Genomic DNA, 19187 nt, shown 5'->3' with positions numbered 1-19187 from the left:
TTGCGGCGGTTAGGTGGTTCCAGTATTGAGCAGTATGGGTGATCCGCGCATCGCCATGATTGATAAAGTCATGGTGTATGTTCCGGTCACTCCGCGCTGTTCGCCACTGTCATAACCCGGTTCGCTGGGTTTTGACACCTGCGATACCGAGTTAAACCGAGCTGGCAATATTTTGCACCCCGTTGAGACGACGCCATTGTAGAGTTTAATCCAAGCCGGTGAAAGGGCGATGTTTGTGCGGAGGAGGGGGTGTAGGGGGATTTCCCTCATTCGAAAATGTCTCATCATCAACCAGATGTATCTCACCTTGAGGATTACCGTAATATCAGGACAAAACTAAATAGTTACTATTGTTGTGGGTTGATAAAGAAATATCTGAAAAATGAAAAATTTACATGATTGAACTGTAGTCCCTCCGGTTTTAGTACCACTGCCATTGAGGGTTCCCGGCCAGTTTTCTGTTAAATGCCGTACTTCTGATAGTATTCGGAACCTGAGGAATCCCCACAAAAAAAGGAAATAATTGGGGGGCACTTTTACATCATAATTCCCCGATCTCTTTGGTCTACTTTTGCACAATATTTAACACTTTATTACTGGCACTATCGATCAATGATGATAAAAAGTATTTTAGGCGTTTTACCTCGCATTGCTTAATGCCTTGGTGGATTTCAATGCTGGCGAGGAGCTGTCGAATTGTGTGAATAATATAAAATTTGTATTAATGTAAGAATGTGTTAAACAAAAGTGAGTTAAATTATGAAGACATTTTATCAATTTCGTGATGAACAAAAGAAAAAGCTTGAAGAACATGTTTTTTATGATCTGATTAGCACAGATAAAATCGAATTCAATAATAAACTTATGTTTATGCCTGCTATGGTTCATTTTATCATGAATTTTAGAGATATGAATAAATGGGTTATTAGATTTGAGACTCCTGATACTAGTTTCAAATCGGTAATCAACGGTGGCACCATTGAAGATGAAACACACTCCAGATTATTTCTTGAGGACTGGAGGAAGCTACATATTGATGATAAGTTAAAATGGAATTCCAGTGATATTATTTACTGGTTATTTATCAGCTCGGAGATGGAGTGTTTCAGAAAATATGGAATTGATTTCATGAGGCTCTGTATAGATGATGAAAGTGATCCTATTTTACGTTATGCTCATTCTGAATCAGGAGAAACATGCGGTAACGTGTTTTTTTCGAGAATAAGTCCTATTGCCGATAGAATAGCTGTGAATTTAAATATATCACTTCGTTACTTTGGAACATTTCATCTCAATCTTGAGAATGGACATGTCTGGGAATCGGAAGGTGTGTTCGAGAATATAGTATTGGAGCAAGATGCCAATGAAAAAGTCAGGAGCCTCTCACAGCGCATGTTTGATATTTTTCATGGGATTCACAATGCATTTTACAATTATACGTCTAATTATATTCTGACACAGTCCTACCCAAAATTCCCAGAAATGTTAACTATTATAGGTAACAATGAGTACCCACAGTATCCTGACCTTTTCCTTATCACCGGGAATAACCATAGTAACGATATAATCCAACATATAAATAATTATCTTGAACAGATATCCAAGCATCCATTTTATGAATGGCTAAAATCTACTTCTATTAATCCGTTAATAAAGTTAAAAAGTTTTATCCCTCTGTGGACCGTGGACATTATGGGGTACAGAGATATTAACAGGTACGTCTTTCCTTATGAGCGGATAGAATCTGAGAGTGAAAGACTCATAACTGAATATGCATTACTTCTTTCAGAGCATAGTTATTTATTTTATAATGATTGGAAATCACTGCAGCTTGATGAAATGTTACGTTGGACAGCAAGTGACACACTTGATTTTATATTTCTTAATGCAGATATGGATACCCATCGAGAAAACTTGGTTAAGTTTTCATTGTGTGGGTTAAAAAATTCAGAACCGTTAATCAGATTCTGGTTTATGATGATCCTTGAGTTAAGTGGTAAATCATTCTTTTCGTATGTTGGTAATGTGGCTAAATTGGCAGAGAAGGAATATAACATCAGTCTCCCATATTTAAGTGGGAAACACTCATCAGTAAAAGAACTTAATGTTTTTAACGAGCTCTATACTCATTTTATCTCACAGGAACTAAACCAGGAACAAAAAATAAAAATCAAGGAAATAGCTGATATGGTGCTGACAGCTTTGTTAAAGAATCTCGATATATCGTACAAATATGCAGTAAATAATCTATTTGCTGCTCGTTGACTGCTCCCGCTGTCTGTAATTCCAATATGCACTTGCTCTGGATGTTGAGTGTCGCGTTAATATCGCGGTCACGTTCAGTGTCACGGTAAGGGCATTGCCAGATACGTGTATAAAGAGAACAGCTAGCGAGCGCTGGCTGTGAGGTTATTGACAAAGTGCTTGCAACGGAGAGAACAGGCAGATCGTAAAGACGCCGGCTTCCCTGTATAAAAATAGCCTTCCCTGGGGGCTCGAGCCGCGCCCTCCCTGGCGCGGACGCTTTACTCCTCTGCCTATCCTCACCGTTCAAGATTGAGTCATCGGGGTTTGTCAGCAGTCTGACAGCTAGCGAGCGCTAGCTGTTAAAATACTTAATGGTGGATTTGCGCCAAATCGTCTTCGGAAAGGCCGGTCGCTTCTTGTGCCGATTCGCGCAACATTCCCATTTTTAGCAAACTGTGCGCTACTTCGAGTTTACCTTCCTGTCGACCAAGCTGAATGCCCTTCTCGATACCTTTCTGTTCGAGCTGCTGTGCGATGGTCATAAGTGCGTCTCCGTGTTGCAGCACACGCTGTGCCAGTTCGCGTACCAGGACCATTATTCATCCGCATTTTCAGCGAATACCTACGATTTGCCACGTTCCTGTCCAGCACACACAACCCGTTGTGCCGGAATATTCAGGTCAATTTCAATAGCCAGAGCTTCGTGGTTAAAGTCATCCACGACATTGAACGTCCTGAATCGTCTGCCACAGACCAGTGCATCATGCATAAAATCAATCGACCAGCTCTGATTCAGCTGCTCCGGCGTTGCCAGTGATGCCGGATTACGCACCGGCAGGCGTTGTTTTCCCTTCCGACGAAAATTTAATTTCAGCAGACAATAAATTCGGTGAACTCGTTTATGGCTCCAGCGTTGACTCTGCCTGCGCAGTATCTGAAACAGCTTCTTAAAGCCGTATCGCGGATAGCGTTCTGCTGCCTCTGTTAACCCCTGAATCACCGGTTCATCATCGCATATAAAAAATTTTACAATAAAAAATGAGAGTATTTAAATACATCTCATAAATGGAGTTATTGAAAGGGGGTAGTGCAGCCCGTTTGTATAATAAATTCAGGGGGAGCGCAGTGTAAGTCAACGCCGCCCTATGCCTCTGGTGGGGTAAACCATGCGGATTTAAAATCAAACCAGCCGAGTGTATTCATACGCACTCCCCGCATACTGTGTTGACCGTATAATTCTAACCAATGATGAAATAGCGGATGGAATTGATGCTGGCTTACCAGTCGTTGGCACCAATCGGCCATGAGTAAAGTGTTATTACGCCAGGATTCAATATCTTGATGCAGTTCTTCGTTCAGACAATGTTGTAGCAGTGGCAATTCATAGAGGGTGGAAAATAGTGAGAACTCCAGTGGCAAGTAAAAGTTAGCACTGCCGAGCCAGATATCGCTTTGTGCATCCCCCTGATACCAGCGGGTGTAGTCCAAGACCTGTATCTTTAACATCACGCCCTGAGCGGCCAATAATTTTGTGAGTGTCTGGCTGATGGCATCAAACTCTGAATGTTCGCTGTAAAACGTCAGTGTTAGCTCGGTCAGCTCTTCGGGTTTTGGCTCTTGAGTGGTCAGTCGGTTATGGTGCCAGCGTGGTAACATGCCATAGGCCGGTGACCAATAACGTTGATAAAAGGGGTCTGCGTGGCTGAGTAGCGCTATCGGTGTGATCAACTCACATAACCAACGGCGGATTTCCGGGGTGCAGGCCTGAGGGGAGCGCTGGTCGAACAGTAAGAAGTAGCAACCTTCCTCTAAACGGCTCTCCAGCTTATTTTTACCGGTATCGTCGGCTTGCAATTGTACCCCGGAATACACCAATTCTTCTGAGAGTTCTGGGAGCACCCAGATATTGACCTCGTCAATCAGTGCTCGGAAACCAAAATAGTTATCGAATGCCTGAATTTTCAACTGGCTGTGATGATTGCGGATCACGGAATAGGGGCCGGTACCAATAGGCTGCCGGTGAAAATCGGGCTGAGTTTCCCACTCTTGCGGCAAAATCATCGCGTGAACGCTGCCCAGTAGCCATGGCAACCAGTGATCTGGCGAACGGAGATAAACATCAATCACATAAGGTGTCGGTGAACGCACCTCCGTAATATGAGAAAACAGGGGCTGGGGGATCAGGCGGGTCAGGCTGCTAATCACATCACTCATTTCCAGTTCTCGTCCATGGTGGAAATGAATGGCTGGTCGCAAATAAAAGCGCCAATGTAAGGGAGTGATAGCTTGCCAGTGATGAGATAAGTCTGGTTCGAGTTCCCCATTTTCCTCATTTATCCGTGTCAGCCCGTTAAAAATTTGCCGCACCATATGGGTTTCAGATCGGCGTAGGGCCGTGCCGGGTAATAAGTTCTCGAATGGGCGGTAATAGAGCACCCGCAGAATATGTTTTCCTTGCCGGAAGCTACGTCCCAACTGGGATAGCAACATTTGGCGTACCGCTTTTTTATCGCCGACCAACTGGACTAACTGATCAATATGATCCTGCTCGAGCAACTCTTCAGCCCGTTGTTGTTGCAACGCTAGCCCGGAACGCAAGAAGATCAATTGTGAGCGTTTTCCTCGGCCAGCTTCAGCCTGCCAGTCGAGCCAGCCCGCTTGTTGCATCTTGCCCAGCAGAGAACGTACATAGCGGCGTGAACAATTAAGTACCTCTGCCAGCGCCTGCAATGTGGTTTCCGTTGACTGGCCGTTATAGCGTTGCCAGAGACGAATAAATTGTTGTTGCAGGCGCGAAGTAGACATAAAAGAGGAACTCCTTGGGAAATCTCATCAGTTTTTCTTTCCCTATATTACGCAGATACTAACCCCCAAGAAAAGCGGGTTATCGTGACAATGTCTATGCAGTCACAGCCGAAAGTAATGAGTTGCCCCCTGTCCTACCGAATACCCAACAAATTCTGAGTAATGGTGTTTTTCACCAGCCAGTAGGTTTTTCTGCTGGCTTTTTTCTCTTTCCCCTTCGGCCTTGACGCTGCAGGGTTGTTAGCTGTGCGCACTCACCCGAATCACTTACTGGTTGTTGACCTTAAAATAAATAGCCTCATCGGGATTATGAGCCTCATCAGAGTCTCACCCTGCGGNCCAGCGCAAGCGCTGTTCAAAATGGTTGAACCAATTTGTCGTTTGCTGGCTGCCCCATGTGTAACGCCAATGATTTATATATAAAAGCCTATATCACTTCTTTATGTATAAGAGCTTCTGTAGCATAGGGCACCATTATGATTATGCTAATAATAGCTTTTTCTGGCGCTGGAGCCTGGAATGAGATCTGCACGAGCCTTTTCCCGTCGTATCAACCCGGTTTTCCTCGCTTTCTTTGTGGTGGCTTTTCTTTCCGGCATCGCGGGTGCGTTGCAAGCCCCGACATTAAGCCTGTTTTTAAGCACCGAGTTAAAAGTGCGTCCGCTGTGGGTCGGATTGTTTTATACCGTGAATGCCATTGCCGGTATCACCGTAAGTTTCTTACTGGCCAAACGCTCAGATCTGGGTGGGGATCGGCGTAAATTAATTCTGGTCTGCTATCTGATGGCGGTTGGAAATTGCCTGCTATTCGCCTTTAATCGTGATTATCTGACCTTGATCACCTTAGGTGTTCTGATGGCCTCGGTGGCGAATACCGCGATGCCGCAAATTTTCGCCTTGGCGCGGGAATATGCTGATAACTCTGCGCGTGAAGTGGTGATGTTCAGCTCGATTATGCGTGCGCAATTATCATTGGCTTGGGTTATCGGGCCACCGCTGTCATTTATGTTAGCGCTGAATTATGGCTTTACGCTGATGTTTAGCATTGCCGCCGGTATTTTTGTCATTAGTGCGCTGATGGTCTGGTTTATCCTACCGTCGGTTAAACGGCCTGAACCAGTAGCCGATGCTCCCGTGGTGGCACAAGGCAGTTTGTTCGCCGATAAAAATGTCTTACTGCTGTTCATTGCCTCGATGCTGATGTGGACGTGTAATACCATGTACATCATTGATATGCCGCTCTATATTACCGCTAATTTAGGGCTGCCTGAACGGTTGGCTGGCTTGTTAATGGGGACCGCCGCCGGGCTAGAAATTCCTATCATGTTGCTGGCGGGTTACTCGGTTAGGCGTTTTGGTAAACGTAAAATAATGCTGTTTGCTGTGATGGCGGGGGTGCTGTTTTATACCGGGTTGGTGCTGTTTAAATTCAAAACCGCGCTGATGCTATTGCAGATTTTTAATGCCATCTTTATCGGCATCGTCGCTGGTATCGGTATGCTCTATTTTCAGGATCTCATGCCAGGCCGGGCAGGTGCTGCAACCACGTTATTTACCAACAGTATTTCTAGTGGGGTGATTTTGGCCGGGGTACTGCAAGGCGTATTGACCGAAACATGGGGACATAATGCGGTTTATGTCGCTGCGATGGTGCTGGTTATTCTGGCGTTGATCATTTGTGCCAAAGTGAGAGAAGCTTAGATGAGAGCAGTTTAGGTCAGAGCAGCTTAGCTGTTTGCCCCTGCTTAGCGCCAGAAGCGGCGGGGGGGTAAGCTGGCTGTAGGATGAGTTAAACGTGTTACTTGTTGGGCCGGTACGACCCGGCACCAACAATCCATTTTACTTAACAATCTATTCCACTAACAATCCATTCACTACTAACAATCCATTCACTACTAACAATAACGATATATTCACTAAATAGGCTGACATTTTAGTTCTGCTAGCCTTAAAGGTTATTTAACGTAGAAATTCAGGCTGTTGTTTTTCGTATGCTGAAATATTGTGCTCATGCTGCAACGTTAAGCCAATGCTATCCAACCCATTAATCATACAATGGCGGCGGAAAGGATCGATTTCGAAAGCATAGCTTTTACCACCGGCATTAACCATTTGCTGTTCCAGATCAACCACAAACTCAATACCTTCATTATCTTTCACCAATTTGAATAAGGTATTAACATCCGCTTCGCTTAATGTCACTGGTAATAATTGGTTATTAAACGAGTTACCATAAAAAATATCAGCAAAACTCGGGGCGATAACCACTTTAAAACCAAAATCCGTCAGCGCCCATGGTGCATGTTCACGTGAGGAGCCACAGCCAAAATTCTCACGGGCTAACAAAATAGTTGCACCCTGATAGCGTGGCTGGTTCAGGACAAAGTCAGGATTCGGTACCTGGCCGGCATCATCCAGAAAACGCCAGTCGTTAAACAGGTGTTGACCAAAGCCAGTGCGAGTCACTTTCTGCAAAAACTGCTTAGGGATAATCGCGTCGGTATCGACGTTTGCTGCATCTAACGGCGCAACCAAACCAATGTGTTGAATAAATTTTGCCATGGTGGTGTCTCCGGTTAGTGGGTGGCGGTGGATAATTCGCGAACATCAGCAAAGTGGCCACTGACGGCAGCGGCAGCGGCCATTGCCGGGCTGACTAAATGTGTGCGCCCCCCACGGCCCTGACGGCCTTCAAAATTACGGTTGCTGGTGGAGGCACAACGTTCACCTGGCTCCAGACGGTCATTATTCATGGCCAGACACATAGAGCAACCGGGCAGACGCCACTCAAAACCTGCGGCGATAAAGATCTTATCCAAACCTTCCGCTTCTGCCTGCGCTTTCACCGGGCCGGAGCCTGGCACCACGATAGCTTGCACGCCCTTGGCGACTTTACGCCCTTGGGCAATAGCCGCTGCCGCACGTAAATCTTCAATGCGTGAGTTAGTGCAAGAGCCGATAAAAACTTTATCTATCGCCACTTCAGTCAACTTAATGCCGGGGCGCAAGTCCATATAAGCCAAAGCTTTTTCTGCTGATGCACGTTCGACCGGATCGCTGAAAGACTCAGGGGCAGGGATGATTTGATTAACCGCAATGACCTGACCCGGATTGGTTCCCCACGTCACTTGTGGCGCGATATCTGCGGCATCCAGTGTCACGATGGTATCGAATTGGGCATCAGCATCAGATTTCAGGGTACGCCAGTAGGTAACACCTTGTTCCCATTGCTCGCCAGTTGGGGCGAACTGACGGCCTTTCAGATAGGCAAAGGTAGTGTCATCGGGGGCAACCAAACCCGCTTTAGCCCCCATTTCGATTGCCATGTTACATAATGTCATCCGGCCTTCCATGCTCAACGCTTCAATCGCGCTGCCACAGAACTCCACTACATGACCAGTTCCGCCTGCGCTACCGGTTTTACCGATAATAGCCAGCACGATATCTTTGGCTGTTATGCCCGCGCCGACCGTGCCATTCACTTCGATTTTCATGGTTTTGGCTCGCCCCTGCTTCAGGGTTTGGGTTGCCAAAACATGCTCAACTTCTGAGGTGCCGATACCAAAAGCCAAGGAGCCAAATGCGCCGTGAGTGGCGGTATGTGAGTCACCACACACGATGGTCATGCCCGGTAACGTCATGCCTTGTTCAGGGCCAATAACATGCACTATCCCTTGGAAAGGGTGGTTCAGGTCATATAATGAGACACCGAATTCAGCGCAGTTTTTAATTAACTCCTGCATCTGGATACGGGCCATTTCACCACTGGCGTTAATGTCTTTTGTTTGGGTAGAAACGTTGTGATCCATGGTAGCGAAAGTCTTACCCGGTTGACGCACCGGGCGGCCCATGGCACGCAAACCATCAAAGGCTTGCGGTGAGGTGACCTCATGCACTAAATGGCGGTCGATATACAGCAACGGGGTTTCATTTGGTGCTTCATGCACAATGTGCGCATCGTACAATTTTTGGTATAACGTTTTGCTTTGAGATGACGTTGTGCCCATTTTATACCCCCTCAACCACGAATTTAGCGATGATATCGCCCATTTCGTGAGTGCCGATTGCGTTACCATCCCCGGCTAAATCTGCAGTGCGATAGCCTTGTTCCAATGCCTGATTGATCGCACGCTCAATGGCGTCAGCGGCGTCATCTTTACCTAAGCTAAAACGCAGCAGCAGAGTTAATGACAGGATCTGAGCGATAGGGTTGGCAATGTTCTTACCCGCGATATCCGGTGCGGAACCACCTGCGGGTTCATATAAACCAAAACCTTGTTCATTCAAACTGGCTGATGGCAACATGCCCATGGAGCCGGTGATCATGGCACACTCATCGGACAAGATATCGCCAAACAAGTTAGAGCACAGCAACACATCAAATTGGGAAGGATCTTTGATTAACTGCATGGTGGCGTTATCAATGTACATATGGGACAACGCAACATCCGGGTAATCCGCCGCAATCCCGTTGACCACTTCACGCCACAAGATTGAGCTTTGCAACACGTTGGCTTTATCAATGGACGTCACTTTACTACGACGTTTGCGGGCTGATTCGAAAGCAATACGGGCGATACGTTCAATTTCGAAGCGATGATAAACTTCGGTGTCAAAGGCTCGCTCGTGCATGCCTTGGCCTTCCCGGCCTTTCGGCTGACCGAAATAGATACCGCCAGTTAATTCACGGACACACAGGATATCAAAACCTCTGGCAGCGATATCACTGCGCAACGGACAGAAATCCTCCAATCCTTGATACAAACGGGCAGGGCGCAAGTTGCTGAATAATTTAAAATGTTTACGCAAAGGCAACAATGCGCCACGCTCAGGTTGTTCTGCTGGGGGCAGGTGTTCCCATTTGGGGCCGCCCACGGAGCCAAATAAAATGGCATCAGCCTGTTCACACCCAGTGACCGTTGCTGCCGGTAATGGGCTACCATGACGGTCAATGGCGGCACCACCAACATCATAAACACTGGTTGAAATCTTGATGCCGAAGCGCTGACGCACCGCATCCAATACTTTACTTGCCTGAGCCATTACTTCAGGGCCAATACCGTCGCCGGGCAACACCGCAATATGATAAGTCTTCGTCATGTTCACACCATTTCCTGATTATTTTGTTGCAGACGCAGCTTCTCTTTTTCTACCTGATGGGCGCGCCAGATGTTATTTAATACGTGAACCAACGCCTTAGCGGATGACTCAACAATGTCAGTTGCCAAACCCACACCATGGAAGCGACGGCCCTTGTGGTCAACCACGATATCAACCTGACCCAATGCGTCTTTGCCCTGGCCTTTGGCAGACAGTTCATATTTCACCAGTTCAATTGGGTAGTCGGTAATGCGATTGATGGCCTGATACACCGCATCAACCGGGCCGTTACCGGTGGCTGCTTCTGATTTTATTTCTTCACCACAGACCAATTTTACTGAGGCAGTCGCCATGACACTGGAACCTGACTGGACGCTGAAATAGTCCAAACGATAATATTCAGGCTCTTCCTGCTGCTTATTAATGAAGGCCAATGCTTCCAAATCGTAGTCAAAGACCTGACCTTTTTTATCGGCTAATTTCAAGAAGGCATCGTACAAAGAGTCTAAATTGTAATCTTTATCCTGATAACCCATCTCTTCCATCCGGTGCTTCACTGCCGCACGACCTGAGCGGGATGTCAGGTTCAATTGGACTTCTTTCAGACCGATGGATTCCGGGGTCATGATTTCGTAGTTTTCACGATTTTTCAGGACACCATCCTGATGAATACCGGAAGAGTGAGCGAATGCATTACTGCCAACAATGGCTTTATTGCCAGGAATAGGCATATTGCAAATTTTACTGACCAACTGGCTGGTACGGTAAATTTCCTGATGATTGATATTGGTGTGCACGCCCAACATTTCATGGCGTACTTTAATGGCCATGATCACCTCTTCCAATGAACAGTTGCCCGCACGTTCACCTAAGCCGTTGATGGTCCCTTCGACCTGACGCGCCCCGGCTTGTACTGCGGTAATGGAGTTGGCAACGGACATGCCCAAGTCATCATGGCAATGAACAGAGATAATGGCTTTATCAATATTGGGAACACGTTCATACAACTCAGTGATGATGCCACCAAATTGATAAGGAGTGGTGTAACCGACGGTATCCGGGATATTGATCGTGGTGGCACCGGCCGTAATCGCGGCCTCGACGACACGGCATAAGTTATCAATTGGAGTGCGGCCTGCATCTTCACAAGAAAACTCGACGTCATCAGTATAGTTGCGAGCGCGTTTCACTGAGTGGACCGCCATCGCCAGTACATCGTCAAACGAACGCTTTAACTTGGACTCGATATGCAATGTTGAGGTCGCTAAAAACACATGAATACGGAAAGCTTCCGCAATTCGCAATGCCTCCGCCGCGACATCAATATCTTTATCCACACAACGTGCCAAGGCGCAAACCCGGCTATTTTTCACTTGCTGAGCGATAGTGCGAACCGACTCAAAATCACCAGGGGAGGAGACAGGGAAACCCACCTCCATGATATCAACCCCCATTCTTTCCAATGCCAGCGCGATTTGCAGCTTCTCTTTCACACTCAGGCTGGCTTGCAATGCTTGTTCGCCGTCGCGCAATGTTGTATCGAAAATAATGACTTGTTGGCTCATGGGTTGTTCCTTTGTTTACATCTGCGCTCAGCGGATAAAAAAAAACCCGCGCATTTGCGCGGGCTTGTTAATCTTGATGACTGAATCAGTTCTGATTTCCGTCCACCAACATACCGCGCAAGAGAGATGCGTTAAGTAGTAGGCTTAGTAGACGGGTTGAGTAGAACATAAATTTCAGCTTCTCATCAGTTAAAATATTGCGTTGCCTAAATTGATACGTGAATTCTATGTTTGTGTCAACAATTGTTTAAAATGGCGACTTCAACTGGTTGGGCCGATTTAAACTTCTTTGAATTAGGATTAAAATCTAAAACAACCCCATTATAAGAACTTTATTCTGCAAAAAACGCTCATTGTTTTTTTATTATTTGGCATAATTACCATTATCTGGGTTATTGTGCTTCCTGTTTTTTTATTAGGCTACTTATCGCCCTGCCCAACATGAATGCTGATGATTTTTCATATTCGATTCGATTTTTTTATGGGTTAATGAGAGTGATAGGGCAGTGTTGAGATGTATAAGATAAGTTGATCTATGTAAAACATGACTCTTTATTCATTTTATTTCGTGATAATTTTTAAGGATGAATAACATATTTTATATGAGTTGTGTATTTATCGCCTTGATATTTTTTGACTAAATAAATTAATTATAATTAAATCAAATGAAGTACTTTTAGTTATTCAATGAGTTTCTGCGTAAAATTAAGAAATGATAAGTTTTAATTGATGAATTTATTATTTATTAATGGCATAGTTGTCAATCATCTCATTTTGTGATGTGATCATCTCGTTGATTTTATTATTGGTGATTATAATTAAAATATTTATATTGCCAATATAAATTGGTTGTGATGACTATATAAATGACTTTGTATAGGTTTTTTGTTTATGTGTTTTTTATGGAGACTTACTGACAACAGAATGCATTAGGTGTGAACCGTATCTCACATTTATACAAGGATGAAACTCAAATTTACCCTACAACGGTAATACAAGAGAACATTGGTGTTATTAATAGTAAGAGATTAAGGATATTGCAACAGCGTCTACCCATAGCCATTGGTGTTACAGCAAGAAAAAATGAGCGAATTTCGATGCGCTAACTCACGTGAGTGAGCGGCACGAGCAACGCTGAAACGTTGAAGAATAAGGGTATGTCAATATCAGAGAAGTCCTTTTATTAATCGCGCCATCTGCATAAAGCTTAGTGGAGTTAAGCATGTCTGAATACAACTTAGTAACTAACAGTCAAGCAACTAAAAAAGAATCTATTGATGTCCATTTAAGAAGTGTCGACCTAAATTTGTTGACTGTTTTCGATGCTGTGATGCAAATGCAAAATGTGACACGTGCGGCACAGTCTCTTGGTATGTCCCAGCCTGCTGTAAGTAATGCTGTTGCCCGTTTGAAAGTCATGTTCAATGATGAGCTCTTTGTCCGTTATGGTCGTGGTATTCAGCCTACAGCCAGAGCCCGTCAGCTCTTCGGGCCGGTACGCCAGGCATTGCAGTTAGTACAAAATGAGTTACCAGGTGCAGGGTTTGAAGCGAAAAACAGTGAACGGCTGTTTAATCTGTCGATTTGTAGCCCGTTAGATGTTCGGCTGGCGGCTCAGATTGTTCAGCGGGTAAAACAATCAGCACCTAATGTTCAACTGGTCATCAAATCTTATCTTAATGACAACATTGAGCATCAGCTACGTTATCAGGAGACCGAGTTTGTCATCGGCTATACCGAGTTCGACCGCCCAGATTTTCATCGCATCCCTTTATTTAAAGATGAATTAGTGCTGGCCGTTTCTAAAGATCACCCACGTATTAATGATTCAATTACTGAAAATCAACTCCTTTCCGAATCTCACGCTGTTGTGTCATTAGATAAAAAAGGGTCATTCAGTGAGCCTTATTACGACTCGACAGCCAGTACCCAATCTATTGCTTATGAAAGTACTGATATGAACAGTGTGCTGAATATTGTTTCTCAGACTTATTTTGTGGCTATTGCCCCCCGCTGGTTGGTTAAAAAATACAGCGAGGCGCTGAATCTAAAATTAATTTCATTACCTTGGGAAAATACTTCGCGCGCCTGTTATCTCACATGGCATGAATCTACGGATAGAGATAAAGGCCATCAATGGATGAAAGCGTTACTCGGGCAATTTAGTACACCCGTTTAATTATTTATTATTAAGTTCTGATCATTAAGTCCTGCTGCTGAGATCATCTTGTTATTGGCAGCAGGCAATCATTCCCTAACCGTATCTCATCTTTCTGTCTCAAAAAATCGCATCGCTCACGGCAATGCATACTGTTTATCGAAACTGATATCGTACACAACAACTCATATTGCACATGGCAGCTCGTACAGTTCAATGCAATGACGGTGACGCCCTCTAATCTATCGCCCAGACCGTTGTGTTTTTCATCAAAACCACATCTCCAAGCTGAATATTATTTGCCATAGCGCACAGAGTGAGTAGACTGCGCGAAAAAAAAGTGAACACCTGTACGCTGAATGTTGTCGTACAAATCTTACAGTACACTTTAATGAATATTTCACCAGCGAGCGGTAATTCTTTATGATTCATAAATTACATCAATATCACCTGGTACGTAGGTTGCGTCAGCAAGTCAGTGACCGCTCAGAGCAGATAGCCTTTCGTGAATGGTCACCAGAGGGTGAAAAGCAGCTCAACTGGCAGCAAATTGACGAGCATGTCACTCGGATTTCTACTGCATTGCTCTCTTTGGGGGCTGCAATACAAGAGCGCATTGGTATCTTTGCTAATAACAGTATGGCGTGGTCACTTGTCGATCTGGCTATTTTACAGCTACGTGGCGTCAGTGTTCCCTTGTATGCCACCAATACCGCCACTCAGGCAGCATATATCGTCAATGATGCTGATGTGCGGATTTTGTTTGTCGGCGAGCAATCCCAATTTGATGTTGCCATTACGCTGCAACCTCTCTGTCCGCAACTGGCCCATATCATTGTATTGAATCCTTCGGTGGACCTACGTGGCTGTGAGTACGCCCAGCACTTGGCTGACTTTGAGCAGCAACCCGATACCGTGCAACAGCACCTGTTAACTACGCGCATTGAAGGCTGTGATTTAGACGATCTGTTTACGCTGATTTATACATCGGGTACCACGGGAGAGCCAAAAGGCGTGATGTTGGATTACCGTAATATGGCAGCGCAACTCTACTTGCATGATCAGCGGTTAACCCTCACACCACAAGATGTGTCCCTCAGTTTCTTACCGTTATCTCATGTTTTTGAAAGGGCATGGAGTTTCTATGTGATGCATACCGGTGCTCAGAACGTTTATATCTGTAATACGGATTGGGTGCGCTCCGCTATGCAGGTAGTGAAACCGACGGTGATGTGTGCGGTGCCTCGCTTCTACGAGAAAGTATTCAGCGCGATTAATGACAAAGTCGCCTTGGCAAAGTGGCATCGACGCGTGCTATTCCACTGGGCGGTGGGGTGCGGTGAACGTAAATTTAAACGTTTGCAGCAGGAGCAGCCATTACCTTGGTTCTCAGAGCAGATGTACAAACTGGCAGATCGTTTAGTATTGAGCAAATTACGCGGTGTGCTAGGGGGGCGGGTACGTTTCCTACCCGCGGCTGGCGCACGGTTAGATGACAATATCATCCTGTTTTTCCAGGCGATTGGGGTCAATATTAAATACGGTTATGGCATGACTGAAACCTGTGCCACGGTTTCTTGTTGGGAAGAGCAAAACTTCCGCTTTGGTTCTATCGGCAAGCCATTACCGGGTATTGATGTCCGCTTAGGGGCGGAGAATGAAATTCAGGTGCGTGGGCCTATCGTGATGCGTGGCTATTTCAATAAGCCACAAGAGACGCTAGAAACCTTCACTGAGGATGGATGGCTTAAGACGGGGGATGCGGGTGCTCTGGATGCTCAGGGTCATCTATTTATTACCGAACGTCTGAAAGACTTGATGAAAACATCAGGGGGTAAATATATTGCCCCGCAAATGATTGAAGGCACACTCGGACAGGATCGTTTTATCGAGCAGGTAGCGATTATTGCGGATACCCGCAAGTTTGTATCGGCGTTGATTGTCCCAAGTTTTGAATCGCTGGAAGAGTATGCCCGTTCCATCAATTTGAAATACCACGATCGGTTGGAGCTATTGCGCCATAGCCACATTGTTAACTTGTTTGAGCAACGGCTGAAAGAGATACAAAAAGAGCTGGCACTGTTTGAGCAAGTTAAACGGTTTACGCTGTTACCTAAGGCGTTCACTATGGAAACCGGTGAGTTAACGCCTACGATGAAGTTGCGGCGGAAAATAATTCTTCAGCGCTATCAGAATGAAATTGACTTGATGTATAGCGATTAATTTGTTCACCATTCTCTCCAAGAGCGACCAGTGTTAAGTCTCACTCTGGTTGCTGCCGTCTTTCTGACCATTCTGCTGTGTTTAGCCGTTAGCCTACCTATTTCTGTGTAACCCTCATCATTTTACTGAGTCCAATGTATGAAAATTATTAGCCTGATTTAGTTCCATAGTTATTCACTGATTCGACGTTATAAGCCGGTTTTAACTTGTTTATTGGTGAATTGTTCCTTTAATCGGCGTAAGTTCAGAGAGTGACCAATATAATTATCTTTAGTGCGGAGAATTGCTGTTTGCCTGCCAGAAATTCTGACGTTATGTTAATAAATTCGTTACGTTAAAAACGCTCAACAAGTAAGAAGCCACGAATAAGAATAAAGAGGCGTTGTGCCTTTACTACAGGATATTGTGGAAATGAACTCCCGTTATCCAATGAGCAAACTAAGCCCGGAGGCAAAACCCATGGAGATGTTGTCAGGAGCCGAGATGGTGGTCCGATCGTTAATCGATCAGGGCGTTAAGCATGTATTCGGTTATCCCGGCGGGGCCGTACTTGATATTTACGATGCCCTGCACACGGTCGGAGGCATCGATCACGTGCTGGTGCGCCATGAACAAGGTGCGGTTCACATGGCCGATGGTTATGCACGGGCAACGGGCGAGGTCGGTGTTGTACTGGTCACGTCTGGTCCTGGTGCAACCAATGCAATTACCGGTATTGCGACCGCCTATATGGATTCAGTACCAATGGTGGTGCTTTCAGGCCAAGTGCCAAGCTCATTGATTGGTTTTGATGCCTTCCAAGAATGTGACATGGTGGGGATCTCCCGCCCAGTGGTCAAACATAGCTTCTTGGTTAAGCGCACAGAAGACATCCCGATGGTGTTGAAAAAAGCCTTCTATCTGGCATCCACTGGCCGTCCCGGCCCGGTGGTTATCGATTTGCCAAAAGACATTGTCGGCCCGGCAATAAAAATGCCTTATGCCTATCCAGAGCAAGTCAGTTTGCGCTCCTATAATCCTACGGTGCAAGGCCACCGTGGACAGATTAAACGCGCACTGCAAACGATTATGGCGGCTAAACGGCCCATTATGTATGTCGGTGGTGGTGCGATTAACGCTGCTTGCCATAAAGAATTACTGATATTGGCAGAGAAACTGAACTTACCGGTAACCAGCTCTCTGATGGGGTTAGGTAGTTTCCCTGGTACGCATCGCCAAAGTGTCGGCATGTTGGGGATGCATGGCACCTTTGAAGCCAACATGGCCATGCACAATACGGATCTGATTTTTGCCGTCGGAGTCCGTTTTGACGATCGAACCACCAATAATTTGGCGAAATATTGCCCTGATGCCACGGTGCTACACATTGATATCGATCCGACATCGATCTCGAAGACGGTCACAGCCGATATCCCGATAGTGGGTGATGCCAAACAAGTACTGACACAAATGCTAGATTTGTTGTCGCAGGTCGGTTGCACACAAGATTTTGATAGCTTGCGCGATTGGTGGCAATCCATTGAACAATGGCGCGCCCGTAATTGCTTGGGGTACAACAAAGACAGTGGAAAAATCAAGCCACAGGCGGTGATTGAAGCCTTACATCGCCTGACTAAAGGCGATGCTTACGTTACCTCTGATGTGGGTCAACATCAGATGTTTGCGGCCCTTTACTATCCCTTTGATAAGCCACGTCGTTGGATTAACTCCGGTGGCTTGGGCACGATGGGCTTTGGCTTGCCAGCGGCGCTTGGGGTTAAATTGGCTTTACCTAATGAAACCGTCGTTTGTGTGACCGGTGATGGCAGTATCCAGATGAATATCCAGGAGTTATCGACCGCACTGCAATATAACTTGCCCGTGTTGGTGTTAAATCTGAATAACCGCTATCTGGGGATGGTGAAACAATGGCAGGACATGATTTACTCAGGCCGTCACTCTCAGTCGTATATGGATTCGTTGCCTGATTTTGTCAAATTGGCTGAAGCCTATGGTCATATTGGTGTGGCTATTAATACGCCGGATGAGCTGGAAAGTAAGCTGGCAGACGCACTGACACAATTATCCGAAACCAATCGTTTGGTCTTTGTGGATGTGACTGTCGATGAAACAGAACATGTTTACCCGATGCAGATTCGTGGTGGTGGCATGGACGAAATGTGGCTAAGCAAAACGGAGAGGACTTAATTATGCGCCGTCGGATTTTATCAGTACTGCTGGAAAATGAGTCAGGTGCACTCTCACGGGTTGTGGGGCTGTTTTCTCAGCGTGGCTATAACATCGAAAGCCTGACGGTCGCACCAACCGATGACCCAACGCTTTCCCGAATGACCATCCAGACCGTGGGTGATGCCAAGGTTCTGGAGCAGATTGAAAAACAGTTGCACAAGCTGGTGGACGTCTTACGTGTCAGTGAGTTGGTTGCTGGCTCACATGTTGAGCGCGAAATCATGTTGGTGAAGTTGCAAGCCAGTGGCTATGGGCGTGAAGAAGTGAAGCGTTGTGCAGAAATCTTCCGTGGGCAAATTGTGGATGTGACCGCAACGCTCTATACCGTTCAATTAGCGGGTACCAGCGAGAAGCTGGATGCATTTTTGAATGCGGTGCGAGAAGTTGCTGAAATAGTGGAAGTTGCTCGCTCCGGGATTGTCGGCGTATCGCGTGGTGACAAAATCATGCGTTAATTAATGCTGATTACGTTCTAATTATCAGGCTCAGCGCATGGCGTTGAGCTTTTTTCTTATTTTTAACCTAAGTAGCGTTATATAACCGTTAAAGCGGTTGCTCAATAGTGTGTTCTGCGGTTAGATCTATAATGGGTTATATCCATAGTTAAACTATGTCTATAGCCTTCTTATCTGGAGATCAAATTGTTTTGGAGATCAAATTGTTCTGAAGGACAGATTATTGGCTAGTGGCTCTTGCTCACTTAAATCATTTGATCTAAATCAGTTCATCAGGATCGTTTGCTTGCTGTCTGGCTGCAACGCTGATAACTCTGGGTAGGCAAATTTTTTAGGTTCACTTATCATCCTCAGGGTTGATAAGTTCGGCTGAAAAGGCACAGGGATGCTGGCTCTCGGCAGAGC

The 19187-nt window shown here is 45.7% G+C and carries 12 protein-coding genes and 2 pseudogenes; 6 read left to right on the top strand and 8 right to left on the bottom strand.

The genetic code is table 11. From position 1 onward, the window contains the following. Positions 1-9 precede the first annotated feature (9 nt). Positions 10-138, bottom strand: coding sequence for a hypothetical protein (locus AC971_RS25480; protein ID WP_258179756.1), 129 nt, complete (start codon positions 136-138; stop codon positions 10-12). Positions 139-759: 621 nt separating this feature from the next. On the opposite strand from AC971_RS25480, the gene AC971_RS04940 reads away from it, so the two are divergent. Beyond that, entirely contained in the window at positions 760-2265 is a 1506-nt protein-coding gene (locus AC971_RS04940; RefSeq protein ID WP_025382572.1) for a hypothetical protein, read from the top strand. A 350-nt stretch (positions 2266-2615) separates the two neighbouring features. Here the strand turns inward: AC971_RS04940 and AC971_RS22705 are convergent. The 3 genes and pseudogenes from AC971_RS22705 to sgrR form a co-directional block, all read right to left on the bottom strand. Next, positions 2616-2834: pseudogene (locus tag AC971_RS22705) on the bottom strand (Rpn family recombination-promoting nuclease/putative transposase); the annotation flags it as partial. A 1-nt stretch (position 2835) separates the two neighbouring features. Further along, a pseudogene (locus AC971_RS04935) lies at positions 2836-3256 on the bottom strand (DDE-type integrase/transposase/recombinase); the annotation flags it as partial. A 134-nt stretch (positions 3257-3390) separates the two neighbouring features. Next, on the bottom strand, positions 3391-5052 hold the full coding sequence (sgrR, locus tag AC971_RS04930) for an HTH-type transcriptional regulator SgrR (protein WP_025382573.1): 1662 nt from the start codon (positions 5050-5052) through the stop codon (positions 3391-3393). A gap of 519 nt (positions 5053-5571) precedes the next feature. Here sgrR and AC971_RS04925 point away from each other — a divergent pair. Further along, the gene (locus AC971_RS04925) at positions 5572-6753 is read left to right on the top strand and encodes a sugar efflux transporter (protein WP_025382574.1); all 1182 of its coding nucleotides are present in this window, start codon (positions 5572-5574) and stop codon (positions 6751-6753) included. Between the two features lie 258 nt (positions 6754-7011). On the opposite strand, the gene leuD is transcribed toward AC971_RS04925, so the two are convergent. From leuD to leuA, 4 genes are read right to left on the bottom strand one after another with little or no spacing between them, the layout of a single operon-like run. Beyond that, positions 7012-7614 (bottom strand): 3-isopropylmalate dehydratase small subunit, encoded by a 603-nt coding sequence (gene leuD, locus AC971_RS04920; protein WP_025382575.1) that lies wholly within the window; start codon positions 7612-7614, stop codon positions 7012-7014. Between the two features lie 14 nt (positions 7615-7628). Beyond that, on the bottom strand, positions 7629-9059 hold the full coding sequence (leuC, locus tag AC971_RS04915; protein ID WP_025382576.1) for a 3-isopropylmalate dehydratase large subunit: 1431 nt from the start codon (positions 9057-9059) through the stop codon (positions 7629-7631). A gap of 1 nt (position 9060) precedes the next feature. Continuing rightward, positions 9061-10152, bottom strand: a complete 1092-nt coding sequence (leuB, locus tag AC971_RS04910) for a 3-isopropylmalate dehydrogenase (protein ID WP_025382577.1) — start codon at positions 10150-10152, stop codon at positions 9061-9063. 2 nt (positions 10153-10154) lie between these two features. After that, entirely contained in the window at positions 10155-11717 is a 1563-nt protein-coding gene (gene leuA / locus AC971_RS04905; RefSeq protein WP_025382578.1) for a 2-isopropylmalate synthase, read from the bottom strand. 1222 nt (positions 11718-12939) lie between these two features. Between leuA and leuO the strand changes: the two genes are divergently transcribed. The 4 genes from leuO to ilvN all read left to right on the top strand — a co-directional run bounded on the left by leuO (position 12940) and on the right by ilvN (position 18782). Further along, complete coding sequence (leuO, locus tag AC971_RS04900) at positions 12940-13896, top strand: transcriptional regulator LeuO (protein WP_025382579.1); 957 nt, start codon at positions 12940-12942, stop codon at positions 13894-13896. 402 nt (positions 13897-14298) lie between these two features. Continuing rightward, positions 14299-16098: an AMP-dependent synthetase/ligase gene (locus tag AC971_RS04890; protein WP_025382581.1), complete on the top strand. Its 1800-nt coding sequence runs from the start codon at positions 14299-14301 to the stop codon at positions 16096-16098. Between the two features lie 459 nt (positions 16099-16557). Then, positions 16558-18285, top strand: a complete 1728-nt coding sequence (ilvI, locus tag AC971_RS04885; protein ID WP_025382582.1) for an acetolactate synthase 3 large subunit — start codon at positions 16558-16560, stop codon at positions 18283-18285. A gap of 2 nt (positions 18286-18287) precedes the next feature. Further along, entirely contained in the window at positions 18288-18782 is a 495-nt protein-coding gene (gene ilvN / locus AC971_RS04880) for an acetolactate synthase small subunit (RefSeq protein ID WP_025382583.1), read from the top strand. The last annotated feature ends 405 nt before the right edge of the window (positions 18783-19187 follow it).

The sequence above is a fragment of the Yersinia similis genome (assembly GCF_001053095.1).
Classification (GTDB): Bacteria; Pseudomonadota; Gammaproteobacteria; order Enterobacterales; family Enterobacteriaceae; genus Yersinia; species Yersinia similis.
The sequence above is the reverse complement of the archived record's forward strand: the minus strand, read 5'-3'. Positions and strand labels throughout refer to the sequence as shown.

Excerpts from the sequence above, each read along its gene's own strand:
- AC971_RS04940 (WP_025382572.1), top strand. The coding sequence starts at position 760 with ATGAAGACATTTTATCAATTTCGTGATGAACAAAAGAAAAAGCTTGAA.
- sgrR (WP_025382573.1), bottom strand. The coding sequence starts at position 5,052 with ATGTCTACTTCGCGCCTGCAACAACAATTTATTCGTCTCTGGCAACGC.
- AC971_RS04925 (WP_025382574.1), top strand. The coding sequence starts at position 5,572 with ATGAGATCTGCACGAGCCTTTTCCCGTCGTATCAACCCGGTTTTCCTC.
- leuD (WP_025382575.1), bottom strand. The coding sequence starts at position 7,614 with ATGGCAAAATTTATTCAACACATTGGTTTGGTTGCGCCGTTAGATGCA.
- leuC (WP_025382576.1), bottom strand. The coding sequence starts at position 9,059 with ATGGGCACAACGTCATCTCAAAGCAAAACGTTATACCAAAAATTGTAC.
- leuB (WP_025382577.1), bottom strand. The coding sequence starts at position 10,152 with ATGACGAAGACTTATCATATTGCGGTGTTGCCCGGCGACGGTATTGGC.
- leuA (WP_025382578.1), bottom strand. The coding sequence starts at position 11,717 with ATGAGCCAACAAGTCATTATTTTCGATACAACATTGCGCGACGGCGAA.
- leuO (WP_025382579.1), top strand. The coding sequence starts at position 12,940 with ATGTCTGAATACAACTTAGTAACTAACAGTCAAGCAACTAAAAAAGAA.
- AC971_RS04890 (WP_025382581.1), top strand. The coding sequence starts at position 14,299 with ATGATTCATAAATTACATCAATATCACCTGGTACGTAGGTTGCGTCAG.
- ilvI (WP_025382582.1), top strand. The coding sequence starts at position 16,558 with ATGGAGATGTTGTCAGGAGCCGAGATGGTGGTCCGATCGTTAATCGAT.
- ilvN (WP_025382583.1), top strand. The coding sequence starts at position 18,288 with ATGCGCCGTCGGATTTTATCAGTACTGCTGGAAAATGAGTCAGGTGCA.